Source organism: Paraburkholderia sp. BL6665CI2N2, assembly GCF_004366535.1.
Classification (GTDB): domain Bacteria; phylum Pseudomonadota; class Gammaproteobacteria; order Burkholderiales; family Burkholderiaceae; genus Paraburkholderia.
In genome coordinates this window covers 4,191,107-4,216,568 of record NZ_SORC01000001.1, presented here as the reverse complement: position 1 = coordinate 4,216,568, position 25,462 = coordinate 4,191,107, and the positions used below count along the sequence as shown (strand labels likewise).

The window sequence follows — 25,462 nt, the reverse complement described above, 5'->3', positions numbered from 1 at the left end:
ACGTTCCCATCCTTGCCGACCCACGTCGGTGGGCCTATCCGGTTAGCACCTGCCTGTTCCCCGATGGCGCTTCGACGACGTACTTCCACACGCTAAGGAAGTAACCGGCCATTCACCTTTTGGTTCAAGCCTATCAGCAGCTTTGGCTTGTCCGTTTTTTCGAGGATTCGAGCGGCAATTCACTTACGTTGTGCGTTCGGAACTTGCCTAGCCTTCACACCGCGTTGCTGCTTGCAGTGTCGGCCCCCTCGTCACCGAGATGAGCCGTCATTCGAAAGTACATTGTCCCAAGAGCTTCACACCCGACAGTTACCCATCGCGCATGTCCTGGTAGGCAACTGCTGGTCGTACAGCAGGTCACAGCTCTGCCGCAAATAGCAATGGCGGCGGAGTGCGACAAGACAGGGAGGAGCTTTGCCATCCAATACCTCAACCGGTTTACGTCCGGCAGACGGCGACACGTGTCGCAAAGCGTGAATAACGATAGCACTGTGTTTGTCGGCCTGGATGTCCACAAGGACTCGATCGTGGTCGCGTATTCCGTCGGGTTTGGTGAAGTAGAGGTCCTCGGCAAGATTGCGCCTCGCGTGACTGATATCGATCGATTGTGCAAGCGCATGCAGTCAAAAGCGTCGAATGTCGTGTTCGTCTATGAGGCCGGCCCTTGCGGTTACTGCATTCATCGCCAGTTGACTGCGAAGGGCTACCCGTGCATGGTCTGCTCGCCGTCATTGATTCCCCGCAAGCCCGGGGAACGTGTCAAAACCGACCGCCGCGATGCCGCGAAACTCGTACGCGCGCTGCGCGCGGGAGATCTGTCGCCTGTGCACGTGCCGACCGTCGAGGACGAGGCGTTCCGTGACCTGGTACGCGCGTGGGGGCACGCCAGACAGGATCTGAAGCAGGCAAGGCAACGCCTAAAGGCCTTCCTGCTGGTTCATGACGTGCGCTACACTGGCCGCTCGGACTGAGGGCCGGTGCACCGGCGCTGGATCAGCGGCTATTCGTTCGATTCACCCTGGCAGCAACTCGCGTTCGAGGAACATCGCAGGACGATCGAAGACCGTCTTGCCCAGTGCGCCCGGCTGGAGACGGCGCTGCGCGAAATGGCGCCGCAGTGGCGTTTCTATCCGACAGTCCAAACGCTTCAGGCGTTGCGGGGCATTCAGTTCACCACCGCGATCGGCATGCTTGCCGAGCTCGGTGATCTGTCACGCTTCGATCACCCGCGGCAGCTGACTGCGTGGCTTGGACTTACGCCATCCGAACATTCCTCCCGTCAGAGGCGCAGGCTGGGTAGTATCACAAAGGCCGGCAACAGCCGTGCGCGTCGCCTGCTGGTTGAAGCGGCCTGGTCGTACCGTCACCCCGCCAAGGTCAGCCCCGCCATCCGGCAACGCCATGATGGACTGCCCAAGGCGATCGTCGGCCGCGCGTGGGACGCACAGCTGCGGCTGTGCAAGCGGTATCGCAGACTGGTCGCCCGTGGCAAGCATCCCAACGTTGCCGTGATCGCCATCGCCCGGGAGCTGGCCGCATTCGTGCGGGACATCGCGCGAATGACCTCACCTACGCCCGACCCGCAACCACACACGCACTGATCACAGCACCATCCCACATTCAACGGAGGGGGAACAGTCTCCTGAGGACGGCGCAGCACGGTCCGTGAACAATCCGCGAAGATCCTACGAGACAGCCTCCGAGGCAGACTCTTGGCCATAGAGTGCGGCAGGTTCACAAGACGGAACCCTGTAATGTGGTAACCAACCCACGGATATCAGCCGGATCCACCGTCGACGTTACAGGCTGCGCCGCCCCCAGAAGATTCCCTAAAAGCGATAGGCGCTCAGAACAAAACCTTGCGGTACTTGACTGCGAAAGTCATATCAGGATCTCGGCCAAGGTTGGGGCCAGGCGCGCCACCGACGCGGCTCAGCGAAAAAGATACGCTCATGAAGTGAACGGAGAGGGTCACGATCAAAAGCGCCTGTCTGGAGCTACCTTCCGCCGAACGGTCGACCTTGGCCAACGCTGCGCGACCGTACGCAAAGGCCGAGAGCGTATCGGCAGCCGCGGAGGCACGGATGACCGTTGCGCCCTCGAAAGCTGCCGTCTACATGATGAGGCGTCCAACGGCAGAAGTGGGTCCGACTTCAGCCGATCGCGTATCCATCCCAAAGTCGAAATTCATAAGCGTTCTTTGAAAACTGCGCGTCCAAAATAAAATGCCAGTCGCACCAACGACGGACTGGCTTTCTTCGCGCTCAAGTATCGGGCGTACTTCGCCCGCTCGATCCATATAACCGCGACGCCACTCCCGCGTCAGTCCCTCGCGCAGAGTTAGCGCAAAGTGGCCGTCTCTCCGGCACCCTTCACACCGCGACGCACCCGCGGGCGCGGACATGCAGACCTCGGTGAAAACAACGCGGAGTTGTCCCGCGACTACCGACATCTCCAGTGCCCGCTTAACGCGCCTCCTCGTCAGGCCGTTCGTTGGTATCGCTTGGATACTTGGACTCTCCATAACGAATCAACAGCACACCTAGAGCTATCAGCAAGATGGCGCCGGCCGAGGCGACAAGATGCAGCTCCGTATTCGCGCCAGCGCGCAGGATCACGTCGCGCGCGATCGAGACCATCGCTATGTAGAGCGGAAAGCGCACCGGCAATTGCCCCGCCTTCAGGTACTGCCCGACCATGGCGAACACTTCGAGGTATAGAAACATGAGCAGCAGATCGGTCAGTGTAACGTCGCCGGAGTCCGCCATGTTCCAGATTAGGTGCCCCATCGCCAGGGCGGTCCCGATGCCGATGACCAGCAAGCCGACCAGTTCGGCCATCTCTATCACTTGCTCGAGCCGCCTCTTGATGCTGTGGTGCAGAGCGCCTTCATACTTCATGCACATTGCTCCTCGTGGGGTTGGAATGGTATTGGAACGTAGCGGCTCGTCGGTACCAGTGCACCGAGTGCTTGCCACGCCTGCAGCGGACGCAGTGTGACCGCGCAGGACGTGCCGTTGAGAAAGAGGGATAGTGAACCAGTGCCGATGGACGCAGCACAGATTGCGGGCTTCACGCGGATCAAACGGGCAGCGCCCATTTGCAGCTGTCTCCCGCTCTTTGGGAAACGACACCCCGAGGCGCCGCTATGTAACGTAGCATATTGGCGTGGCGCACAGCTGCGTCACAGAGTCGCCACAGGTTTGGCATAGTATCGGGATTCGACCGTCACGCGATCAGCGCGGCTGGTGCGAAAGGCCTCATGCAGGTTCTGCCGACCGCCCATCCGCAGGTGGTCGCGCTGAACAAGGACTTGTCCGACCCCGCCGAGAACGTGCGCATCGGCTCTTCGATCCTTCGTGGTTATCTCGACGCGACGTAAGGCGATCTGAATCTGGCATTAATGCGCTACAGCGGCGGCAGCAAGGGCTACGCGCGTCGCGTCGCGCTCAGTATGCGGCAGTTTGCGATCGGTCTGCGCAGGGGGTGAGTCCCTTTCCCGCGCTGCTCGACCTGCATTGCACGATTTCCAGGCGCGGCGCCGGATTGTCTCCCAAGGCGTCGAATGATCTGACGCACGCGTAACGCGGTTTCGTTGTTCACAGACCGTGGGCCGTAGCCGGTGGGTTGTCGTGCCAACCGCTGCGCAGTGGCACTTCGCTACCGCACCGCGATCGGGGTTATGTGCAATTACTGCAATCGCGTCTTCAACTCGTTCGCGAGCTGGCGAATCGCGGCTTTTGTCTCCGCATCTTCGGCGAGCGCGTTCAGCAAACCGAAGTCGTGGATGGTACCGTCATAACGGATCGTCGCGGCTTCGTTACCCGCTGCGTCGAGCTTGCGGCCGTAGGCTTCACCCTCGTCGCTGAGCACGTCGAACTGCGCAACCTGAATCAGCGCTGGCGGCAGGCCCTTCAACTGATCCACCGAGGCACGCAACGGCGACGCGTAGATCTCGTTACGCTGGGCCTGATCCGTCGTGTAGGCATCCCAGAACCATTTCATCATGGGGCGCGTCAGGAAGTGGCCCTCCGCGTAGGCGTTGTAGGATCCATCAGCGAAATTGTTATCCGTCACCGGCCACATCAAGCCCTGGAAGCGGATCGCCGGGCCTTGCCTGTTCTTCGCCATCAGGCTGACGACCGCGGCCATGTTGCCGCCCACGCTGTTGCCGACCACCGCGAGGCGGCTACCATCCACGCCGATTTCTCCGCCATGGGCAGCAACCCACTTCGTGGCGGCATAGGCCTGATTGATTGCGACCGGGTAATGCGCCTCCGGCGACGGCGTGTAGTTCACGAATACCGCCACTGCGCCGGATTGCACGACGAGGTCGCGCACCAGACGCTCGTGCGTCTGGAAGTCGCCGAGAATCCAGCCGCCGCCGTGGAAGAACATGAACACCGGCAGGGTGCCCGTCGACCCTTTAGGACGGACGATGGTCAGCGGCACGGTGATGCCGTCCTGCTCGATGGTCTTGCTGGATACGTCGATTCCGGACAGATCGACCTTCACGCCGTTTTGTGCGTTGACCAGCACCTCACGCGCCTTCGCCGGCGACAGTGTGTTGAGGGCTGGCCCCGTGCCGCTGTTCAGCGCCTGGAGGAACTGGCTCGTCACGTGGTCGGGCGTAGCGGGCGCCGCGGAGTTCGCCGCGACTGCAAAAGTAGTGCTGGCAGCAAGGGTGACCGCAGCCAGCAGGGGCTTGAATGATTTCATGGCGGGTGCTTTCTTCAGATCGGGTTGGAGGATGGTTCGTGACGAACTGGATCAAACGAGGGTGAGCGTGACGTCGACGTTGCCGCGCGTAGCGTTGGAGTACGGGCAGACGATATGAGCCTTGTCGACCAGGGCCCTCGCCGCTTCGCGCTCCATGCCGGGCAGCGCGATCTTCAGTTCGACCTCGATGCCGAAGCCGTTCGGGAGGGCGCCGATGCTGACGCTGCCGTCAATCGAGACATCTGCCGGGATGGCGATCTTGTCGCGGGCAGCGACGAACTTCATCGCGCCGAGAAAGCACGCGCTGTAGCCGGCGGCAAACAGCTGTTCGGGATTGGCGCCTTCACCGCCTGCCCCGCCCAGTTCCCTCGGGGTGGTGAGCCTGAAGTCGAGCTTGCCTTCGGGGACCACGGCACGGCCGTCGCGACCGCCTGTGGCGTGGGCGTGAGCGCGATAGAGAACTTTTTCGAGTGACATGGTGAAGTTCCAATACAAAGGTGTGGTTGAGGAAATAGTTGGCTGTGGGCGTTACGTGCGGCCGCCATCGGTCAATGCGCGGGCGGCGATCGCGCCGGATAGTACAAAAACGCCAATGAGTTTCATGTTCACGACCAGTGATTCGCCGATATAAATCTACTGATAGATAGATGAATCAGCGAGGGAAGATATGATGTCCTCGCTTTCCGCCTGACCTTGTCTATCTACGCAAAGATAGATAGACGGCCAATTAAAGAGGTGAATCACCACCTCACCTTACAGCTTTACTGCACTACCGCTTTACCGCACTTACTTTCAAGGTAGCCTCGATATCTTCGAGCCTGGCCTTCGTCTTAAACAACCGGCTTGCCAGTACACTGCCCTGATAAGCCGCGAAGAGGGCGCGCGCGGCATTTTCCGGTTTGCCGTTGACCGTCAGCGTGCGCTCCTGCGCACCTTGCGCGAGCACTTTCGCCAGCCAGCTTTCGTTGGCCTTAAAAAAAGCCTGTATCGCATTTCGGATGTTGTCTGGCAGCGATTCGATGTCGGCCGCGAGCATGCCGCACAGACAAATCTGATTGCCGTCCCCCAGGGTCCTGCCAAACAACTTCGTGTACTTGCTGAGCTTCGCATCGGCCGGCAACGCATCGTCGATCGCCTTGACGGTATCGAGTACTTCGCTGCTGTACTCATTGACCGCTTCAAGTACCAAATCGTCCTTCGACGGGAAGTAGTAGTGGATACTCGACGTCTTCACGCCGACCAGTTCCGACAGATCGCGGTAGCTAAAGCCGTTGTAACCGCGGAGCATAATCAGCGTGACTGCGTGGTCGAGGATCTGCTCGCGTACTGTCGATGTCGTGTCCATAGACCAACTATATCTACTGATAGGTAGTTAGTCAAGGAAAATTCCCAACTGTGTCGTTTTCAGAGGTCGAAAGGTCGGAAAGGCCGCGTGCCCGCGCTGTGCGTTCTCTTGTACAGTGACACCGCGCGGCCGCGCGATCGGCCCGGGCCAATGCGCTAGCGCGGCAGCGTCTGCTCGTACATGTATCGGCGCGACCACGGCAGGGTCGCCGCGCTGCGCCCGGCCTTGCGGCAGACGATCTGGTAGATCGAGACGTCGTCGTGCTCAAACGCGTAGGCGCAACCCGCCAGATAGACGCGCCAGATGCGGAACTTCACATCATCGACAAGCTTTCTGGCCTGCTCAGCTTGCGCCTCGAAGTTCCCGCTCCAGGTGTTGAGCGTGCGGGCATAGTGTCGCCTCAGGTTCTCGATGTCGACCGCCTCCAGTCCGCCGCTCTGCAGCGCCTCGAGCGCGACACTGATGTTCGGTAGTTCGCCGTCCGGGAACACGTAGCGGTCGATGAACTCGCTACCACCGAGGCTGCTCTCGCGACTGTCCGCGCCGGTGGACGTTATCCCATGGTTCATCGCGATGCCGTCGTCGGTGAGCAATGCGCGGATCCGAGAGAAATAGTCAGGCAGATTCCTGCAGCCGACGTGCTCGAACATGCCGACACTCGTGATGCGGTCGAACTGGCCTTCGACGTCGCGATAGTCCTGTAGGCGGATCTCAATGCGGTCCTCGAGTCCCGCTGCTTTCACGCGCGCAGCGGCGAGATCGAACTGGCTCTGCGAAAGCGTGATACCTACACAGCGCGCGCCGAACTTCTGGGCCGCGCGCAGCACGAGCGCGCCCCAGCCGCAGCCGATGTCGAGCAGGCGCTGTCCGGGCTGCAACTGGATCTTGGTGAGGATGTAGTCGATCTTCTTGAGTTGGGCGGCGGCGAGGTCCTCGTCGCCGTTCTCGAAGTACGCGCACGAGTAGACCATGTTTTCGTCGAGCCACAGTTGGTAGAACTCGTTCGAGACATCGTAGTGGTACTGGATTGCCCGCTTGTCGGACCGTTTCGTGTGAGTCATGGCGCGCACAGCACGCACAGCAGAGAGGGCGTTAGTCACGGTACTACGGGCGAGCGCGTAGCCGATGTCGATGATGTCCGTGAGTTTGCCTTCGATATCGATCTTGCCGTTCACGTACGCCTCGCCGAGGTTGTCGAGACTCGGATCCAGGAGCAACGGCAATGCGGATGCGCTCCTGACGTTCAGCGTAACATGAGGCTCGGCGAACGTCCCAAAATCGAAGTGCTCACCATTCCACAACACAAGGCGCGCTGGAAGGTTTGACGTCGACCGTATTTCCTCCGCCCAGTTGGCCAGTTTTTTTTCAAAAAGCATTGAGATTTTCCTTTTTCCGTTGTAGCGATTTCAGCCTGGCCGTCGATCGGGCACCGGGCGCGAATAGGCGAGCCGCGGGTGCCGCATGCGAGCCGGGCGCCTCCTGCTCACGCGGCGCGAGAAGTCTGGACACTCGGCGCCCCGATCCACTGCCCAACCGATCGGCGCAGAGCGCGGGAGCAGAAGCCGGCCCGTGTAGTTTAGGACGCGTGGTTTGGGGGCCGCTATACCGGTTGCGCAAAGCAGAGTTACGAAAACGGTGAGTTGCCGCGGGGTGGCGTCCGTGCGTCGGGGCGGCGCCAAGCGCGCAAAACAGTATTCTGGAAAAGGGACTTCCAGGGCGCAGGGGGGCCCTTTACCGTACTTGTCTCGCAATCGGCCGGATGAAGGCGGATGCGCACCGCGCGGTTGCGTGCGCGCGTTGCTACTGCTGTACCGCATTTCAGCAACCCTGAGCGTCACAAGGAGCGTATGAGTCTGTGCAAGTCCCTTCGTAAGAGATATGTCCTCCTCGCGTCGCTTTGCTCGATCGCGCTGCTTTCGAATCGCGCATCGGCCCAGACCGCACCGCCCGCGGTCAACGCGCGCGCCTGGGTCTTAATGGACTCGTCGAGCAATCAGATCCTCGCCTCGCAGAACGCCGAGGCGCGCATGGAGCCTGCGTCGCTCACGAAAATCATGACGGCGTATCTGGTCTTTCAGGCGCTGCAGGACAATAAAATCCGCATAGACGAAACGGTGCTGCCCAGCGATGCCGTTCGCTCCGTCGGCAAGGACGAATCGAGGATGTTCATCGAGGCGAACAAGCCGGTGTCCGTGCACGACCTGCTCTACGGGTTGATTGTAGAGTCCGGCAACGATGCCGCGATTGCACTGGCGGAAGTCGTGGGCGGCACGCAATCGCATTTCGTCGACATGATGAATGCCGAGGCCCAGGCGATAGGGATGAGCCACACGCACTTTGCGGACGTCAACGGCATGCCTGAACCGAATCACTACACGACGGCAGGCGATCTGGCGATTCTCGCGATGCGTCTGATTCACGATTTCCCGCAGGACTATCCAATCTTTTCGGTCAGGACGTTCAGCTACGACAACATCCGGCAGCTAAACCGTAATCGCCTGCTCTGGCTCGATCCGACTGTTGACGGTCTCAAGACTGGACATACCGATGCCGCCGGGTACTGCCTGATCGCCAGCGCCCTGCGGCCCGTACCCGGCGCCCCCGGTATGGCGCGGCGTGTCATCAGTGTCGTGATGGGCGACCCGACAGGATCCGACCGTGTGCGCGACAGCCTGAAAATGATCGACTTCGCCTACGATGCGTTCGAGGAAGTCGCGTTCTACAAGGCCGGTCAGGCGGTCGAGACGTCCCGCCTCTACGAGGGCACGGCATTGAGCGTCAGGGTGGGCGTGGCGAAGGACCTGATGCTGACCGTGCCCGCCGGTCAGGATCGCGGCATCAAGCCGAAGGTCTCAATCTTGTCACCGCTCGTCGCGCCGCTCGCGGCGGATCAGAAGGTGGGGAACGTCGAATTCGTCTCAACGGACGGCCGGGTTCTCGCACAGGCGCCGCTTGTCGCGCTCGACGCAGTTCCGCGGGCCGGACTCCTTGCGCGAGCGTGGGACTTCATGCTGCTGCACCTCGATCGGCCCGGCTGACGGGATCGGGGCCCGGCTCGCGGCGTCCTGCGCCAGCATGCCAAGCGGCGGCGTCCGTGCGCGGACGCGCGCCGGCGCGCGGCCTGCGTTGTCCGTCCTCGTCAGCCGCCGGTGACAGGCGGGAAAAACGCGACTTCGCTGTCCTGACGCACGACGAACGTGCCAGCGACCAACTCGTGGTTCACCGCGGTACGCACCGGGCGGCCCTCGCTCAGGGCGTCGGCTATCCGCGCGTTGCGCGAGGCGAGTCTCGCCCGGAGGGTGTCCACCGTCAGATGCGGCGCGTCGATATCGACGGTTTCGTGCTGGATGCCGATTTGTTCGCGAATGCTCGCGACATACTTGATGGTGAGTTTCATCGTTGCATTCCTGTTGCGTGGGCGGTGGGGCAACGCTAAGTCAGCCCCTCCGCAGCATGGCCTGCTCGTCGCGCGTTCTGGCTTCGACCCACTCGGCAGAGCCGTCGCGGCGAACCTCTTTCTTCCAGAACGGCGTATGTGCATTCAGAAAGTCCATCACGAACTCGCATGCCTTGAACGCGGCCGCGCGATTCGGCGCGGCCACGACCACGACCACGACGGCATGACCGAGCGCGACGCGGCCGATCCGGTGAACGACCTTCACGCGTCCACCTTCCAGCGTGCAACGGCCTCTTCGAAAATGCTCCATAGCGGCTGTCCCGTCATGCCGGGATAGCGTTCAAGCTCGAGTGCGACGACGTCGTCGAACTCGCCGCTGTTGCGCACGAGCCCGATGAGGCTGACCACCGCGCCCACGTTGGCGTTGCGCATATCGGCGCGACGTTGGCCTGAACGTCGATCGGCTGGTGCTCTACCCGCACTTCGAACCCCGCGGCGATGCCCGCGCGCGGCGTCGCGTTTTCGCCATGTTCGCGGGGCGCCGCGACATCGCGCAGGGCAGCCGGGGGCGCGCATGGGATGCGTCATCAAGTCTTCTTCTCCAGGGACGTTTTGTGAGGCGCGCTGCTCGCGGTCAGCCGCCGACCAGCGACACGCGGACCGTGGGCCAGACCTTGCCCGAATCAGGCTTGCGCCGGATCGCGCACGGCTCCGGGTACCGGTCGTCTCGCGCGCTCCAGCGCGCACGCACGGGCGCGGCCAGTTGCTCTACCGGCACGGCGTCGTCGAGCCACGCGGCCGAGACCTGCATCGCGAAGGGCGCTCGCCCGTGCCGCGACCAACGAGCCGTTCGTCGTCATCGCGATGCCCATCGGCTTGCCGCTGACTGTCGTAAGACATGCGAGCTGTTCAATGAGCGATTCGAGTCCGCGCCGCAGGAGCGGTCGCCGCCGGTGATGCGAATCTTTTTCGACGCCGAGCGACGAGAATGCTCCCGCGACCTTCTCCATCTGATCGAACGACAGCCGCTCGGACGCGCGCAGGGACGGGTAATCGGCATCGAAGACGTCGCGCGGCGTCGGTGATGGGGGGCTTGGCGATGGCGTTCACGATCTCTTCGAGGGTCCGTAGCTGGCGACAAGGGTAGGGCATCGGGCTTCACTCCACTGGCCTCCAAAGCCGGACGATGCCCGCGAACAAGTTGCGCTCAGGATAGTGCACAAGCCTTCCGCCCCGAATGCACAGTCCGCGTCTGATTAAAGCAGTACGTTGCGCGAGCGCGGCCGGCTTGCCGGGCTTAACGCGCTTGCCGCACAGAACGAAGGAAGCTCCGAGCGACGTCAACGCGCTGCGGGTCATGTCGCGCTCGCCGACTGACGCGCCGCCCGACATCACGATCAGGTCGGACTGCGCACGCAATGCGCGCAGGGTCGCCTGGATCGCGCGAGCGCGAGTCTCCTCGCGGCCGTGGTCCGAGGTGCGCTGGTGGCTTCGTCGAGCGCTTCTGCGGGCACTGGCGCGCCGAAGGGTCGCTTGCCGGTGACGCTTCGCACGCGGCGACACTAAGGAAAATGCCTTGCGCACGGTGTCCCGCGCGCAAGGCGTTGTTGACGTAGCGCGGTGGCCGCCTAGTGCTTGACCGGCACCAACTTGCCGCGGAACAGATGGTATTGGTAAAGATTGTAGCCGACCATGATCGGGAAGACGGTGCCGATGCCGAAGAGCATGAAAGTGAGCGTCGCGCTATCCGAGGCGGCGGCGGCAACGGTCAGCTGGCCCGGCACGATGTACGGGAACAGGCTGATGGCGAGCCCCGCGAACGAGATCACGAAGAGCAGCGTCGCCCCCACGAACGGGCCGTGTTCGCCACGCATGTGGATCGCGTAAAGCACATACAGGAACGCCAGCGCAGCGAGCACCGCAAGCGCGATCAGTAGATGGAAGACGCCCTGTTCCTGCCAGCGCGTCACGCCGACCGGGCTCAGCTTCAGCGTCGCGAACGAAACCACGAGGGCGGCGGCCACGGTCGTGAAGACGGAAACGATGGCGTAGCGGCGCGCCGAGCTCTCGAGTCCGCCCGTGGTCTTCTTCACGAGCCAGGTCGCGCCGAGCAGGCAATAGCCGGATACGACGCCGATCGCCGTGACCGCCACGAAGCCGAGGCTCGCGGCGCCCGGCACGAAGCCGGTAAGAATCCTTCCGAGCACGATGCCCTGCGAGACTGCGGCGAGCAGGCTGCCGATGCCGAAAACGCGGTCCCACACGACCTTGCTGGAGTGGGCCGCGTGACGGAACTCGATGGCCGCGCCACGCATGATGAAGCTCGCGATCAGCACCATCACGGGGACGTAGAGATCAGAGAGGATCATCGCATAGGCTGCCGGAAAGGCGCCAAAGAGGGCGCCGCCGAGCACGACGAGCCAGGTTTCGTTGGCGTCCCAGACATGGCCGATGGACTGGACCATGAGGTCGCGGTCGCTCTGGCGGCGCTGCAGCAGCGTAAGCACGCCCACGCCGAGGTCAAAGCCGTCCGTGACGACGTAGAGCACGAACATCAGGCCGATGAGCCCGAACCATGCGTGATTCAACAGGTCCTGGGTTGATGCGGGGGTCATGATGACTTCCTGTAAGGTGAAAGCGAATTGGGGAGAGGGCGCAGATCAATAGTCGACGGCGTGCGCAACGGCCTGGCGTGCGGGCTCGGCCGGCGGCATCAGGTCGAGATCGGGACCTTGACGCAGCCAGCGCCGGGCGAACACGAAGAACGACACGATCAGGATGACGAATAAGGCGCAGAACATGATCATGCTGCCCAAAACGGTGCCGGCCGGAATGGCGGAGGCTGCATGCTCGGTGCGCAGCAGACCGTAGACGAGCCACGGCTGGCGGCCCACTTCGCGCACGATCCAGCCGCATTCGACGGCAATGTACGGCAGCGGGATCGCCAGCACCCAGGCGAGCAGCAGCTTGCGCTGCGCGAGCAGCTTGTCGAGGTGGCGGCCCGACTTGCGCAATGCGTAGAGGGTCCAGAATGCGAGCACCATCAACAGGAAACCGATCCCGGCCATGACGCGAAACGCGTAGTAAAGCAGCGGGATCATCGGCGGCTGATTCTGGACGGGAATGTCTTTCAGGCCCGTAACCTGACCGTGCAGGCTGTGCGTCCCGAGAACGCTCAGCAGGCCGGGCACTTCAAGCGACCAGTCGTTGCGCTGTTTGACGGCATCCGGCCACGCAAGGAGCGACCAGCTCGCACCGGTACCGGGCGCGTTCGTTTCCCAGTGGCCCTCGATCGCGGCGCCCTTGGCTGGCTGCGTTGCGAAGACGTCGACGCCACTCGAATCGCCGAGCCATATCTGCACGGGCGCGACGAATAGCAGCAGCAGCAGGGCGAGCTTGAACGAGCGGGCAAAGAACGCCGGATTGCGACGCTTGAACAGGTAGTACGCCGAGATGCCGGCGATCACGACGAGGCCCGTTTCGAGTGCGGCGACCCACATGTGCGACGCGCCCCAAGGCATGTCCGGGCTGAAGATCGCCTTGAGGTAGTCGGTGACGACGAGCTTGCCGTCCACCACGGTTACGCCGCTCGGCGTTTGCAGCCACGAGTTCGCGACCATGATCCAGAAAGCGGAAAGGGACGAGCCGAACGCGACCATCGCGGTGGCGAACAGGTGCACGCCCTTGGGCACGCGACCCCATCCGAGCATCATGATGCCGATGAAGCCCGCCTCCAGCATGAACGCCAGGGCCCCCTCGAAGCCGAGGATATTGCCGAAGAACTGGCCTGTGTATTGGGAAAACGGTCCCCAGTTCGTGCCGAACTCGAATTCCAGGGGAATGCCGCTCACGACGCCGACGGCGAAGTTCAGCAGCAGCAGCTTGCTCCAGAACCGCGCGTGGCGGTACCAGACGACGTCGCTCGTCTTGACCCAAAGGATTTCGACGACGAGCAGAAAGGCGGACAGGCTGATCGTGAGGATCGGCCAGAGTATGTGGAAGATCGCGGTCAAGGCGAACTGACCGCGGGCCAGATTCAGGGCTTCGATAGACATGGTGATCACCAGGTGATTAGAGAACAGAAACGCGCGCGACTCGACCCGACAGTGGGAATCAGAACGCAGGCAGCAGGGGCGGCTCGGACGAACGGTGCAGCAACACCGGAATCGACTTCGAGGTCGGGGTGTTGCAGACGTCGCCCACGCTCGACAGCGGGACGAGCGGATTCGTCTCCGGGTAGTACGCCCCGATGCAGCCGCGCGGAATGTCGTATTCGACGAGGCGGAAGTGGTCCGCACGGCGTTCGATGCCGTCGTCCCAGACCGTGGTCATGTCGACCCAGTCGCCGTTCTTCAAACCGAGCATGCCTATGTCGGTCGGATTGATGAAAACGACGCGTCGCTGGCCGAAGACGCCGCGATAGCGATCGTCGAGCGCGTAGACCGTCGTGTTGTACTGGTCGTGGGAGCGCGTGGTCATCAGCGTCATCAGGCGTTCGCCGTGAATCGCCTTTGCACGGGCGATCGGCGTGTCCTGCTGCACGGCGTGCACGACGAAGTTCGCCTTGCCGGTCGAGGTCTTCCAGTCGCGCTCGCGCGCGGCCACGCGCAGATGGAAGCCGCCCGGGTGCTGGATGCGCTCGTTGTACCGGTCAAAGCCCTCGATGGCCTGCTCGATGGCGTCGCGGATCTTCGCGTAGTCGCGGACGTACGCGAGCCAGTCCACCTTCTCGTCGCCGAGCGTGGCGTGCGCGATGTTCGCGACGATTGCCGTTTCGGACATCAGGTTCGGCGAGGCGGGCTTGTTCATGCCATACGATATGTGCACCATGCTCATCGAGTCTTCGACCGTGACCCCCTGAGCGATGCCGTTCTGCACATCTATCTCGGTGCGGCCGAGCGTGGGCAGGATCAGCGCATTGGCACCGTGCACAAGATGGCTGCGGTTGAGCTTGGTCGTGATGTGGACCGTGAGGTCGCAGGAACGCAGGCCGTCGAAGGTGCGACGGGTGTCCGGGGTCGCCATGGCGAAGTTGCCGCCCAGCCCCATGAACACCTTCACTTTGCCTTCGATCATGTGCTCGACCGTCTCGACGACGTCGAGACCATGCTCGCGCGGTGGATCGAAGTCGAACACCTTGCCCAGCCGGTCAAGGAAGGCCTGCGTGGGCTTGTCCTCGATGCCCACGGTCCGGTTGCCCTGCACGTTCGAGTGGCCGCGCACGGGACACAGGCCGGCGCCCTCGCGGCCGATATTGCCGCGCATCATCAGCAGGTTTGAGAGCATGTGCACGGTCTGCACCGAATGCTTGTGCTGCGTAATGCCCATGCCCCAGGTGGCGATCACGCGCTTGCCGTTGGCATAGATGCGCGCGAGACCTTCGACGTCTTCGCGGGCGACGCCGGACTGCGCTTCGAGAAGCGGCCAGCTCTCGCTGCGCAGGTCGTCGGCGAACGCGCTGAAGCCGAGAGTGTGCTGGTTGATGAAGTCGAGATCGAGCACGCGTTCCGTGCTGTTTTCAATCGCCTTGTCGTCGAGCTCGATGAGATGCTTGGCCACGCCCTTGATGAGCGCGAAGTCTCCGCCCAGTTTCGGCTGGATGAACGTCGAGGCGATCTTCGTACTGCTGAAGGTCAGCATTTCGACCGGGTGCTGCGGGCTCGCGAAGCGTTCGAGACCGCGTTCGCGCAACGGATTCACCGATACAATTGTGGCGCCGCGGCGCGACGCTTCACGCAGTTCGCCCAGCATGCGCGGATGGTTCGTGGCCGGGTTTTGCCCGAAGACGATAATGGTGTCCGCCAGTTCGAAGTCGTCGAGCGTGACCGTGCCCTTGCCTACGCCCACCGTCGTCGGCAGGCCGCGGCTGGTTGCTTCGTGGCACATATTCGAGCAGTCGGGGAAGTTGTTCGTGCCGTACATGCGCACGAACAGCTGATAGAGGAACGCGGCCTCGTTGCTCGCGCGTCCCGACGTGTAGAACGCGGCTTCGTCCGGCGAATCCAGCTGGTTGAGATGCCTTGCAATGAGCGCGAAGGCGTCGTCCCAGGCTATGGGCCGGTAGCGGTCCGTGCGGGCGTCGTACACCATCGGGTCGGTGAGCCGGCCATGCTGCTCGAGTTCGTAATCGGTCTGCTTCATGAGCGATTCGACCGTGTTCGCCTCGAAAGTCGCCGGTGTGACGCGCTTGGTCGTGGCTTCGGCCGCGACGGCCTTCACGCCGTTCTCGCAGAATTCGAATGTCGACGCGTGCTGGCGATCGGGCCATGCGCAGCCGGGGCAATCGAAGCCGTCCGGCTGGTTCTGCTTGAACAGGGTACGATAGTTGCTGCCGGCAACGCGCTCCTTGATCAGATTGATGGCGACATACTTCAGTGCGCCCCAGCCGGCGGCGGGGTGGTGATACGCCTCGATTTTGCCTTTTTGCTTTGCCTTGTCCATGCCCTTGGCTCCGTTGACTTCGCGCGGACCCCGGTCTTTTTTCGACAGAGCCGCATACTGCGATTGATTGGCGTAAGCGTAAAAGCAAAGGCCGCGTTCACGAGTGCACAGAATCCCCCGACTTGCTCGAGTACAGTTCGTCGAGTGGCAGCACAGTCGAAGCGCTGTGCTGCGTGCGGCGTTCAGGGGGAAGGACTGTGAACCTTTATGAAAGGCTCGCCGACGACATCGAAAATCTGATTCGTAAAGGCGTGTATCGGCCCGGCGACCGGGTGCCATCCGTTCGACAGGCGAGCCAGCAGCACCGCATCAGCATCACGACGGTGATTCGCGCGTATCTGCTGCTGGAAAGCCGGGGAATGCTGGAAAGCCGCCCCCAGTCAGGCTACTTTGTGAGCCTGCGCGCGCAAGAAGGCGACCGCTCCGCGCACGGGTTGTGTCCGACACGACCGATTGCAGTGTCTGCTTCCGTCGACGTGAGCCGGCTCGTGCTCTCGACGCTGCGCTCGATCAGTGTCGACCGCGCCGTGCCGCTCGGCTCGCCCTATCCCGATCCCGAGCTCTTTCCGTTCGAGAAGCTCAATCGCTATGCGTGGGCGGTCGGCCGCAACAAGGCGCTGTGGGGAGTGACGAATGGCTTGCCGCCCGGCAGCCCTGACCTCCTGCGGCAAATTGCCCGGCGCTACCTCGAGAACGGCATGACCGTCGATCCGAACGAGATCATCGTGACGGTAGGCGCAACGGAGGCCATCAATCTGTGCCTGCAGGCCGTCGCCAAGGCGGGCGACGTCATTGCGGTCGAATCACCGACCTTCTACGCGATGCTCCACGCCATCGAGCGTTCGGGCATGAAGGCGATCGAGGTGGCGACGCACCCGGAGTACGGCATCGACATCGACGAGCTCGCGCGGATCATCGACTCGCAGCCGATTGCCGCCTGCATGGTGATGCCGAACTTCCAGAATCCCCTCGGTTTTCAGATGCCGGACGAGCGCAAGCGCGCGCTCGTGGAACTGCTTGCCGGCGCGGACGTTCCGATCATTGAAAACGGCGTCTGCAACGAGCTGTACTTCGGCAAATCGCATCCGAGCACGCTGAAGTCGTTTGACAAAAAAGGAACGGTGCTGCACTGCGCGTCATTTTCGAAGAGTCTCACGGCGGCTTACCGCATCGGCTGGGCGCTGCCCGGCCGCTATCGCGATCAGGTAGAGAAGCTGAAATTCCTGAACACGCTGACTACCCCGGTCATTCCACAACTGGCGATTGCGGAATATCTCGAGCGCGACGGCTATGAGCATCACTTGCGGCGCGTGCGCAGGAACTACGCGCAGCAGGCCAGTCTGATGAGAGCGATGGTCACGCGCTTCTTTCCTGCCGGCACGCGCATATCGAGCCCGGCGGGAGGCTACGTGCTGTGGGTCGAGCTACCTTCGAAGGTCGACTCGATGATGCTCTACAAGCTTTTGCTCGAAAAGCGCATCACGATCGGCCCCGGCTACATGTTCTCGGTATCGGACAGCTACCGGAATTTCATCCGCCTCAACTACAGCAGCCCGTGGTCGACCGAAATCGAGCAGGCTGTCATTACGGTCGGCAAGCTGGCGACGGCGTGCGCGCGCTGAAGCAGGCTGCCAGGCACGCTAAGGCCTCTGAAAGCGGCGAGTCTCGTCGGCTTTATCATCGCACCGGAGAAAAGGGGAGCGGGTTCGCCACACCGACCGGGCGGACATGCCCAATCGTTCGAAGCACACCGCGGCGCGTGGCACGCTGGTTTCGCCATCAAAGGGCTAGACATGAGATGTTCTCCGGATCTGGACGTTAGCTAAGCTCGTAGCACGGGCCGGGCTGGATCGCGGGCGGCACTTCCTCGTCGGTCAGTTCGAGCACGGCGCGTTCGATGTTGCGCGTCATGGCATCGAGTGCCAGGCTGTTCGGCGCGAGGCCGAAGGGGTCCGCGATTTCGCTCGCGATGGCTTCCAGCGCGAGCAAGGTGTAGGACACGAATACGCAGATGAGCGGCGTCGCAAAGCCAATTGAGTCGATGAGACCGAAGGGGAGCAGGGCACAGTAGGCGTAGACGGTTCGATGGAGCAGAACGCCGTAGGCGAAGGGAATCGGGGTCGCGTGGATCCGCTCGCATCCGCCGACGGCCGCGCCGAGTTCGTCGAGCGGCCTGTCGAGCATCCAGAGATGCATGTCGGCCAGCACGCCCGCGCGATTGAGCGCGGCGAGACGCTTACGCGCTTCGTCGAGCAGCAGCATCGGCGTGAAGAGGCGACCGCGAAGCTCCGCGGCCTGTGCGGTGCCGAGCAGCTTCGCAAGGTCGGCCGACGGGTCCGAGTGACGGAGTTGATGCTTGAGCGCATAGGCGAATGCGATCAAGAGGCGAACGAAAGCGGCGTTGTCGAACAGGGCGCTGTCGCCGGGCAGGTAGCGGCGGACCTGCGAGGTGAGCGTACGCGCGGCGATGAGCACGTTGCCCCAAAGGCGGCGTGCTTCCCAATAGCGCTCATAGCTGGCGCTGTTGCGAAACGCTAGAAAGATCGTCAACGCGACGCCGCACAGCGTGAAGGGCGTCGTATTCAACGGAACCTTTTCGCCGAAGATCCGGCCGTGCGTGCACATGGCCAGCACGCTCACGAGTGTCATCAGCGCCAGTTGGGGAAGGATTGCCTTAAGGACAGATCCTTGCCACACAAAGAGCATGCGAAACCAGTTGGGCGCCGGGCGGACGATCATGACGGAGATAACGTGTGGGCAGTCAAAAGGGGCGTTTCACTCTCTGTGAGAGCGTGAATCACGGTGCAGGACGTGTTTGCCTGCTGCTCGCGGGTGCATAGCAGGAGATTAAATGCGATCGGCTGCAGGCTTGAGATACATTTTGGCGGCTTCGTCAGGGGTACAGTTCCGATAGTTGTATGTGCCTCCAGAGGCATCCTGGCAATCGTCAGCGGTTCTTCAGCCTGGCGCTATTGGTATCGTTTTTCCATGGCAACACCTTATACAAGTGAAGGTGTTGCATTTCAACTTTGAGAACGCGCAGCCTTTGCCGCTTGTCGCCATTCTTCAAGGAAAAACTGGAAGCCGCCCAGTTGCTGCGCGAGGTAGCCGCCCGTGGCCATCGATTCCGGTGCGCGACGATCTCCGGTAGGTGGGTACTCGTCAGAAAAATTGGCTGTACGAAACACGATGTCCCAGATCGGAAACACAGCGCCGTAATTGCAGGAGTTTCGCCCCGCCGCCCGCAGGCCGTGATGCAGCCTGTGAAAGCGCGGCGAGACGATCAACCGGTCGCCGAGCCAGCCGAACGAAAGCTTGATATTCGCATGGCTCAGGCTTTCGATGAAGCGCAAGATCAGGAACAGCAGCGGAAATTGCAGCGGGGGAATGCCGATCGCTAAACCAACGGCGCCGAACCACACGCCAGCGACCAGTTCATCGAGCACATGGTTTCGGTCATCCGACCAGAAACTCATCTGCCGCTGCGCATGGTGCAATGCATGAAGTGCGTAAGCGCTGCGCGATGAATGGGACAGGCGGTGACGCCAATAGTCGGTACAGTCGAGTATCAACGCATACGCAATGAAGGTGATGACCGGATGCCCGAGAAGCGGCGGTATGAGCGTCTCGAGCGTCGGCGGTATGTAGCCGTGCGCGATCACAAAACCGTACACCCATACCTGTACCTGGTAAAACAGCAGGAAACTAAAGACGGGCAATACGCCGACCCGGTTGAAAATCGTATAGAACGCGTCGATCAGCACGGCTGTCCGGTTTTCCCAGCGCTCGATCGGAAAGAACACTTCGAGCGGCCAGCACACAGCGTACGTGACGATCACCGCGAACAGGCCGTAGACGCCGACAAGCGCCCAGTCGAACGACAACTCCTCCCACTCCATCCAGCCGAAGTGATACAGCACCGGCAGAATGAGATGCGTGTCGATTTCACCAGCCAGCATACTGAACCACCTGTCGAGAAATACAAGCATGATGCGCCCTACAAGTTTTCAGCTGTAACGAAACCAGGCCGGCTCATTTGAGTGCTGAGAAAGATGCCGTGCGGCGAGCGCCCCACGTCGATGGTTTCGTAGTTGCCACTGGCCGGATCGAGCACGGCGACCTGTTCACGGAAACGCAGCGTGACCCATAGTTTGCCGTCGGGTGCAACGCTGATGTCGTCTGGCCCCCCAGCGTGAAGCGGATACGTGCGAAGCAACTCAAGCGTGACGGCGTCGAGCGCCGCCAGCGAGCCTCCGACACGGTTCGTGACGTAAAGCGTCCTGCGGTCCGGCGTGAGGAAGACATTGTGTGGACCGACACCGGTTTTGACCCGCCGCAGCACGTCACCCGTTACTGGGTCGACTTCCGCCACATGGTCGCTGCCCATCACGCAGACCAGCACCTTGCCGTTGTGCCAAAGCACGCCAGCGGGCGTTGAGCCGAGTTCCGACTTCCAGCGGATCGTCATGTTCGTCAGGTCGAACGACACGAGCGTGCCAGACTCCTGCATCGAATTGAAGCTCCACCGCGAGTCCGGCGAGAAGCCCAGATGGCTTGGCATCTCGCCGGGCGAGAAGCGCTTGACCAGCGTCAGGTCATCGGACCGGTACACGTCGACGTAGTTGATCCGCAGTGCGTTGATGACGAGGTAACGTTGATCGGGTGTAAAGCCGAGCTGATAGGGGTCGGCAATGACCTTGTGGCCAAGCGACGTGCCGTTGCGCGGGTCGACTATGAACAGCGCGTTGCCGCTGGCGTCGGCGATATAGAGCTTGCTTCTGTCCGGTGAAAGGGTCCAGTGGCTGGGCTCACGCATTGTCGGCAAGGTTCGGACGACTCTGCGCGACGCCATGTCGATGACCGAGACGCTTGCTTCGCCGGAGTTCATCACAATCGCGATAGAGGGGGAGGCCGCATTGGCGAGGCTTGAACGAAGGGCCAGAAATGGCGACAGGCCGAGGCCCAGCGGAACGGCGAGGCCACCGCCAAGCAGCGCGCGACGGGAAAGCTTCATGGAATCGGGCATTTCGGAATTAGATTGCGCAATGATGCTCAAAGCTCAACGAGTGCAAAGTCTTCCTTTCCGACTCACGGGGGACAACGCCAATCTCCGGGAATGTCTGCGAGCCGCCTGCAAGGCGCTATTCCGTGTTCGGGCGAATCCGCCGCTTCGTCGTATATCCAAACGCAGACGATGGATAAAGAGGCGACAACGGAGCCGCTTCAGTTCTTTCTTCCGAAGCAGGCCTCCGCGGCTTCAGTCGGCGACAGGCCGGCGTGGTAGTAACCCTGGAGACGCTTTATGACCTTCTCATCGGGCTGATACGCCGGCCGTACAAAATTCGCCGCGATGGCCTTGTCGTACCAAGCGCAGGTCCATACCTGTAACTCTCGAAGGTGTTCGACAGTTAGATGTTCAGATTCATCGAGCATTCTTAACTCCTCTCACTCCAGACTTGCTCGGCGTTGGATGGCCCGCAGATTCCTGGACCGCAGTGCACTGCGGGGAAACGCTCATCGCCGGACGCGTGGCCTCAGGTGGGAACACGTGCCACGTACCGTCCTCGTGGCGGAAGAAAAATATTGCAAGCGAAGCGGCCGGTCGCGAGGCCTCGACACACGCATAACGTCCGCGGCTCGGGGGCGTGCGATTGCTGAATCGGGTTAAACGAACCGGACTCGCCGGAGTCGGTCCGAACCATTTTTCGATCAACGAACGCAACGAATACTCGGTCGTATCCATCAGCCTCCCCCTCAAACTTGTTTCCGGCAATCCTGCCGGGGTCAGTCGAATTCGCCATCGAGCAGCTCGCGCCATGGAATACTCGGTCATTTCGTACCACCGGACACCATTGCACGCACGTAACTCGCCCGGTCTCGGGGAGCGGGCGAATCAGCGGTGCTGCGTACTCACTTGCAGACTAGCTGCCGCAAGCATGGTGCGGAAGGACCTAATCGGGAATTCTGCTTTGCGCAGAGGGGCATGCGGCAGTAGTGGCGCATGCGCATCTGGCGATGCGTGCGCCGGGCATCGGGAGTCGCGTTTGTCCGGGCCTCACTGTGCTTGCAGTGGATCGTTGGGGTGTCGCGGCGGTCATGCTGCTCGCGGAGATTGACCTGGGGGCGGAGCCTGTCAACCCGCATGGGTCACCGCCGGGCCGTTCAGCTTTCCCAGTAGCCTTCCTGACCGAATATCGCTGCGTAGAAGTCGAGAAACGCCCGTACCTTTGATGACACAGTCTTTTTGGGGGGATAAACGCCCCATACCGCAGGCGCCGCGTGCGTAGGTTGCGCTTCCCACTCAGGAAGGATCTGCACCAGCTTGCCTTTCCGGAAAGCGGGGCCGATGGCCCAGGTGGGTAGCAGGGCTATGCCGCGGCCGGCAATGGCGAGATCCAGTACCGCTTCGGTATCGTTGATACGCAAGCGGCTCTGGAGTCGTACAGATACTTCTTGAGGAACCGTGCGATGCGTGCGGTTGACGAAATACCATGTGTCGTCTGTCGACAGGGGCATGCGTAGCGTCGTGTGGCTTGCAAGTTCCTCCGGAGACGCTGGGGTGCCGTGCTGTGCCAGATAGGCCGGGCTCGAACATACAATCCTTCGATGTACTGCCAGTTGCCGCGCCATCAACTGCGAATCCGGCAGAACACCAATTCTGATGGCGAGATCGATGCCCGAATCAATGATGTTCAGGACGTCGTCGGTGACGACCGCATCGATATCGATTTTGGGGTAGCGATCCATGAAATCCGGCAGATGGCGTATCACATGTCTGCGCCCAAATGATGTCGGCATCGTAACGCGCAGGAGCCCGCGCGGGGACGTATTGAGTGATGCTGTGATTTCGCGTGCTTCGTCCAGGCTCTTGATGACGATGAGCGCGTGTTCCCTGAAGACCCGTCCCCCTTCGGTGGTCACCAGGCCTCGCGTCGATCGATTGAAAAGCGCGATTCCCAGATCCCGTTCCAGTTCGTTGATATAGCGCGAAACGGTAGACGTCTTAATCCCAACTTTATCTGCCGCCTTGCTGAAACTTCCGAGCTCCGCCGCATGAAGAAAAGCGCGTATTGCAGAGAAGTAGTCCATGGTCCGCTTCCGGGATAGCTAGTCGAGGTTGTTGCCCAATGCCTGCCGCACTCTCGAGCCATGCATGCAGCTCGGGCAATCGCCTGGGGGGCTGAATATTCTACTGTACCGGGCGTGAGCTGATGGTACGAATGGCAACGCGCTCTGAACACATGGACGCGGGTTGCCTGTTTTGAGCTCCACGCAAGGTTTAAGTCGCGAGCTGCAACGGGAATGACAGGGCCTGGCACCCTTGTCGGAGAAGCAACCGAAGGACTGATGTATCCGCTAGGTTGCCGGCTCGCCTTCGCGCTCTTTCACGACGATGGTGCGCCGCAGCGTCCACAGTTCCATTAACTGGCGCAGCAATTCATACTCGATGGGACGCAGCCGAATGTCACGTGGAATACCTGGTGGCGCGTCGGTGCTCGTGTGTGCCTGTGCGTGGATCTTGTCGATAGCGGTGCAGACAACATCGCGGAACGGCGCACTTCCTCCCGCCGGAATTGGCGAGTCCCGGACAACGGCTGCCGTTCCCAAAATCCGCCGCAGCAGCGAGAGCGTCGCAACGGTCTTGCGTCGCTGAGGCGTGCGGCTTGGCCAACTGCGCCGATAAATCTCCTCGGCGTGCGTGCTTGCGAGGCCCGCGGCGCGCCGTAGCGACTCGATCTCACCGTCGCATCGATGCGAAATTCCTGCCGCAGCGGCCAGATACGCGAGGTTGGTTTCGACCGCGCGCTCAACGGCGTCGCCGAGACTTTCGCCACCTTTCGCTGACCAGACGATCCAGGTAGCTAGCACTGCGGCCAGACAGCCGAGCAGGTTGTTTCCGAGTCGGTCGAGTGCGTACATGAACTCGTTCGCCGGCTTGGCGAAATCGGCGACCAGCACGAACGACGGGGTAAGGAACACGACATACAAGCTATAGCTGACGCGCCGTAGTCCCATCGTAAGGCACACCAGCGGGAAGACGACCAACGAGATCGCGAGTGGGCTGTGAATAATTAGCCCGATTACCGCGGCGAGCGCGGCGCCAGCCGCACTTCCGGCCGCGCGTTCCAGGCTTCTGGACAGCGTCGTGCCGCTAGCGGGTTGCAGCACGAACAGTGTCGCCATGGTTGCCCAATAACCAAACGGAATGTGAAAGCTTCGCACGACGACGAACGCGGACGTCGTCGCCAGGCAAAGCCGCGCTGCGTGGCGCAGGCCGGGCGAACCAGGCCGCAGGTTCGCCCGCAGCGTTTTGAGCGCGTTGCGAGTGGTGCCGAGCGTCGCGCGCCACCAGTCCTGTTCCGTTGCTGCGGGCGGATAGCGTTGCGCGTTGACTGACAAAAGGCGGATGGAGAGCGAATGATCCATGGCCTGTTCGAGTCGCCGGGCGATTGTTGGCAGGCGCGCGCGCAGTTCATATGGGAACGGCGAAAGCGGCTTTTCAAGGATCAACGCGATGCGGGCAAGCACTTCTGCGAGCATGCCGAGACAGCGTGCGAGCCGTACCGCGCGGTCTCGCCCAAGGCGGCACGGAGCGTTTCCGGGAATCAACGCATTGTCGGCCGCCGTTGAGACGACGATCAGGGTGACGAGGATCTGGTCGGCGTCGTCGAGGGCGAGTTGCAGATCGCCGAACAGCTGGCGTCCTTCTACGCGCGACTGGGGCAAACTGATCAGCGCTTTGCGTGCGGCTTCCAGCGACTGCCGGACCATTGCACGAAATTCGGTCGCGTGCCGCGTCCAATCGGCGCGCGTGGCGGCGGGATCAGTGGCCAGCGAGGCAATATCGCGTGCCGAATCGGACAGACGCTGATACACGAGCCGGACGGCATAACGGCTTGGTCCGAACGGGTGAATGCGCCAGATGCTAAAGCTGAGGACGGTCGCCACGAGGCAACCGCTCAGGTAGATGCCGAGTAGCGGTGCACCGCCGCCGATGCTGTGCATCGGACTATCCACCATGACGATGCAGGTGGTCGCCGTCACGAGCGCGAGCTGGTAGGCGGCGGGCGACCAGATGGAGGCAAGCCCGGCGCAGAACGAGACGGCTAGCACCGCGGCGCAGGCCGCGAATGCGCCCGCGCCTGAGGCAAGCGCTGTCAGGCCGCCACACACGGTGGAGAGCACGGCGAATCCCATCATCGACGCGAAGCGGCGGCGCGACGAACCAGCCGCATCGGCGAGGCACGTCCAGAACGCGCCGATCGCGGCCCAGGAGAACAGAGGGTTATGCAAAATCTGTCCGACGAGCAGCATCGCGGTCGACGCGCTAGCTGCCCGGAGGCCCTCGGACAGGCTCGCTTCCTCGATGGCGAAAGAAACCATCCACGCGGGGCGCTGACGCGCGAGGTTGCGAAAGAAGGCCTGCTTTCGATGCGGCAGGCGACGAAAGATGGAAAAGATCACGCGACGCTCCTCTTCAACTGATGGCGACGCGCATACGTCGTGGCAAATACAAGGCGAGCGTTCCAGATGCCGCGGGTGTCAGGCCTAACGGATGA

21 protein-coding genes and 2 pseudogenes are annotated in these 25,462 nt (G+C 61.9%); 4 read left to right on the top strand and 19 right to left on the bottom strand.

From position 1 onward, the window contains the following. Nucleotides 1–473: 473 nt before the first annotated feature. Nucleotides 474–1,601: pseudogene (locus tag B0G81_RS18760) on the top strand (IS110 family transposase). An 864-nt stretch (nucleotides 1,602–2,465) separates the two neighbouring features. On the opposite strand, the gene B0G81_RS18755 reads toward B0G81_RS18760, so the two are convergent. Then, nucleotides 2,466–2,900 (bottom strand): phosphate-starvation-inducible PsiE family protein, encoded by a 435-nt coding sequence (locus tag B0G81_RS18755; RefSeq protein ID WP_134137945.1) that lies wholly within the window; start codon nucleotides 2,898–2,900, stop codon nucleotides 2,466–2,468. Nucleotides 2,901–3,163: 263 nt separating this feature from the next. On the opposite strand from B0G81_RS18755, the gene B0G81_RS45405 reads away from it, so the two are divergent. After that, the gene (locus B0G81_RS45405; RefSeq protein ID WP_262413625.1) at nucleotides 3,164–3,382 is read left to right on the top strand and encodes a lytic transglycosylase domain-containing protein; all 219 of its coding nucleotides are present in this window, start codon (nucleotides 3,164–3,166) and stop codon (nucleotides 3,380–3,382) included. A gap of 308 nt (nucleotides 3,383–3,690) precedes the next feature. On the opposite strand, the gene B0G81_RS18745 is transcribed toward B0G81_RS45405, so the two are convergent. The 4 genes from B0G81_RS18745 to B0G81_RS18730 all read right to left on the bottom strand — a co-directional run bounded on the left by B0G81_RS18745 (nucleotide 3,691) and on the right by B0G81_RS18730 (nucleotide 7,440). Continuing rightward, a complete protein-coding gene (locus B0G81_RS18745) occupies nucleotides 3,691–4,719 on the bottom strand; it encodes an alpha/beta hydrolase (RefSeq protein ID WP_134137944.1) in 1,029 nt (342 codons plus the stop codon). 51 nt (nucleotides 4,720–4,770) lie between these two features. Continuing rightward, the gene (locus B0G81_RS18740) at nucleotides 4,771–5,196 is read right to left on the bottom strand and encodes an organic hydroperoxide resistance protein (protein ID WP_134137943.1); all 426 of its coding nucleotides are present in this window, start codon (nucleotides 5,194–5,196) and stop codon (nucleotides 4,771–4,773) included. 292 nt (nucleotides 5,197–5,488) lie between these two features. After that, nucleotides 5,489–6,064 (bottom strand): TetR/AcrR family transcriptional regulator, encoded by a 576-nt coding sequence (locus B0G81_RS18735; protein ID WP_134137942.1) that lies wholly within the window; start codon nucleotides 6,062–6,064, stop codon nucleotides 5,489–5,491. Between the two features lie 155 nt (nucleotides 6,065–6,219). Further along, entirely contained in the window at nucleotides 6,220–7,440 is a 1,221-nt protein-coding gene (locus tag B0G81_RS18730; protein WP_134137941.1) for a cyclopropane-fatty-acyl-phospholipid synthase family protein, read from the bottom strand. Nucleotides 7,441–7,911: 471 nt separating this feature from the next. On the opposite strand from B0G81_RS18730, the gene B0G81_RS18725 reads away from it, so the two are divergent. Next, nucleotides 7,912–9,102 carry a D-alanyl-D-alanine carboxypeptidase family protein gene (locus tag B0G81_RS18725; protein WP_134143161.1) on the top strand — a complete coding sequence of 397 codons (1,191 nt, stop codon included), beginning with the start codon at nucleotides 7,912–7,914 and terminating at the stop codon, nucleotides 9,100–9,102. 101 nt (nucleotides 9,103–9,203) lie between these two features. On the opposite strand, the gene moaD is transcribed toward B0G81_RS18725, so the two are convergent. The 7 genes and pseudogenes from moaD to B0G81_RS18695 form a co-directional block, all read right to left on the bottom strand. Then, nucleotides 9,204–9,461, bottom strand: coding sequence for a molybdopterin converting factor subunit 1 (gene moaD, locus B0G81_RS18720; protein ID WP_134137940.1), 258 nt, complete (start codon nucleotides 9,459–9,461; stop codon nucleotides 9,204–9,206). A 40-nt stretch (nucleotides 9,462–9,501) separates the two neighbouring features. Next, a pseudogene (locus B0G81_RS18715) lies at nucleotides 9,502–9,961 on the bottom strand (molybdenum cofactor biosynthesis protein MoaE); the annotation flags it as partial. A 134-nt stretch (nucleotides 9,962–10,095) separates the two neighbouring features. Further along, nucleotides 10,096–10,239 carry a hypothetical protein gene (locus B0G81_RS43695; RefSeq protein WP_166679021.1) on the bottom strand — a complete coding sequence of 48 codons (144 nt, stop codon included), beginning with the start codon at nucleotides 10,237–10,239 and terminating at the stop codon, nucleotides 10,096–10,098. Nucleotides 10,240–10,619: 380 nt separating this feature from the next. Continuing rightward, entirely contained in the window at nucleotides 10,620–11,024 is a 405-nt protein-coding gene (locus tag B0G81_RS45400; protein ID WP_279590535.1) for a molybdopterin-binding protein, read from the bottom strand. 65 nt (nucleotides 11,025–11,089) lie between these two features. Beyond that, nucleotides 11,090–12,076 (bottom strand): cytochrome d ubiquinol oxidase subunit II, encoded by a 987-nt coding sequence (locus B0G81_RS18705; protein WP_134137939.1) that lies wholly within the window; start codon nucleotides 12,074–12,076, stop codon nucleotides 11,090–11,092. 45 nt (nucleotides 12,077–12,121) lie between these two features. Beyond that, nucleotides 12,122–13,516 (bottom strand): cytochrome ubiquinol oxidase subunit I, encoded by a 1,395-nt coding sequence (locus tag B0G81_RS18700; RefSeq protein WP_134137938.1) that lies wholly within the window; start codon nucleotides 13,514–13,516, stop codon nucleotides 12,122–12,124. A 58-nt stretch (nucleotides 13,517–13,574) separates the two neighbouring features. Next, nucleotides 13,575–15,902 (bottom strand): FdhF/YdeP family oxidoreductase, encoded by a 2,328-nt coding sequence (locus B0G81_RS18695; protein WP_134137937.1) that lies wholly within the window; start codon nucleotides 15,900–15,902, stop codon nucleotides 13,575–13,577. A 197-nt stretch (nucleotides 15,903–16,099) separates the two neighbouring features. Between B0G81_RS18695 and B0G81_RS18690 the strand changes: the two genes are divergently transcribed. Next, nucleotides 16,100–17,524, top strand: a complete 1,425-nt coding sequence (locus B0G81_RS18690; RefSeq protein ID WP_116120395.1) for a PLP-dependent aminotransferase family protein — start codon at nucleotides 16,100–16,102, stop codon at nucleotides 17,522–17,524. 196 nt (nucleotides 17,525–17,720) lie between these two features. Here B0G81_RS18690 and B0G81_RS18685 read toward each other — a convergent pair whose 3' ends face one another. The 7 genes from B0G81_RS18685 to B0G81_RS18650 all read right to left on the bottom strand — a co-directional run bounded on the left by B0G81_RS18685 (nucleotide 17,721) and on the right by B0G81_RS18650 (nucleotide 25,367). Beyond that, the gene (locus tag B0G81_RS18685; protein WP_134137936.1) at nucleotides 17,721–18,641 is read right to left on the bottom strand and encodes a bestrophin family ion channel; all 921 of its coding nucleotides are present in this window, start codon (nucleotides 18,639–18,641) and stop codon (nucleotides 17,721–17,723) included. Between the two features lie 284 nt (nucleotides 18,642–18,925). Further along, the gene (locus B0G81_RS18680; protein WP_243856527.1) at nucleotides 18,926–19,861 is read right to left on the bottom strand and encodes a sterol desaturase family protein; all 936 of its coding nucleotides are present in this window, start codon (nucleotides 19,859–19,861) and stop codon (nucleotides 18,926–18,928) included. Nucleotides 19,862–19,899: 38 nt separating this feature from the next. Then, nucleotides 19,900–20,928: a YncE family protein gene (locus B0G81_RS18675; protein WP_243856525.1), complete on the bottom strand. Its 1,029-nt coding sequence runs from the start codon at nucleotides 20,926–20,928 to the stop codon at nucleotides 19,900–19,902. A 62-nt stretch (nucleotides 20,929–20,990) separates the two neighbouring features. Continuing rightward, nucleotides 20,991–21,083 (bottom strand): rubredoxin, encoded by a 93-nt coding sequence (locus B0G81_RS18670; protein ID WP_243856780.1) that lies wholly within the window; start codon nucleotides 21,081–21,083, stop codon nucleotides 20,991–20,993. A gap of 42 nt (nucleotides 21,084–21,125) precedes the next feature. Next, nucleotides 21,126–21,335 (bottom strand): hypothetical protein, encoded by a 210-nt coding sequence (locus tag B0G81_RS18665; protein WP_116120400.1) that lies wholly within the window; start codon nucleotides 21,333–21,335, stop codon nucleotides 21,126–21,128. 729 nt (nucleotides 21,336–22,064) lie between these two features. Beyond that, complete coding sequence (locus tag B0G81_RS18655; RefSeq protein ID WP_134137934.1) at nucleotides 22,065–22,991, bottom strand: LysR family transcriptional regulator; 927 nt, start codon at nucleotides 22,989–22,991, stop codon at nucleotides 22,065–22,067. A 267-nt stretch (nucleotides 22,992–23,258) separates the two neighbouring features. Continuing rightward, nucleotides 23,259–25,367: an FUSC family protein gene (locus B0G81_RS18650; RefSeq protein WP_116120404.1), complete on the bottom strand. Its 2,109-nt coding sequence runs from the start codon at nucleotides 25,365–25,367 to the stop codon at nucleotides 23,259–23,261. Nucleotides 25,368–25,462: the final 95 nt, after the last annotated feature.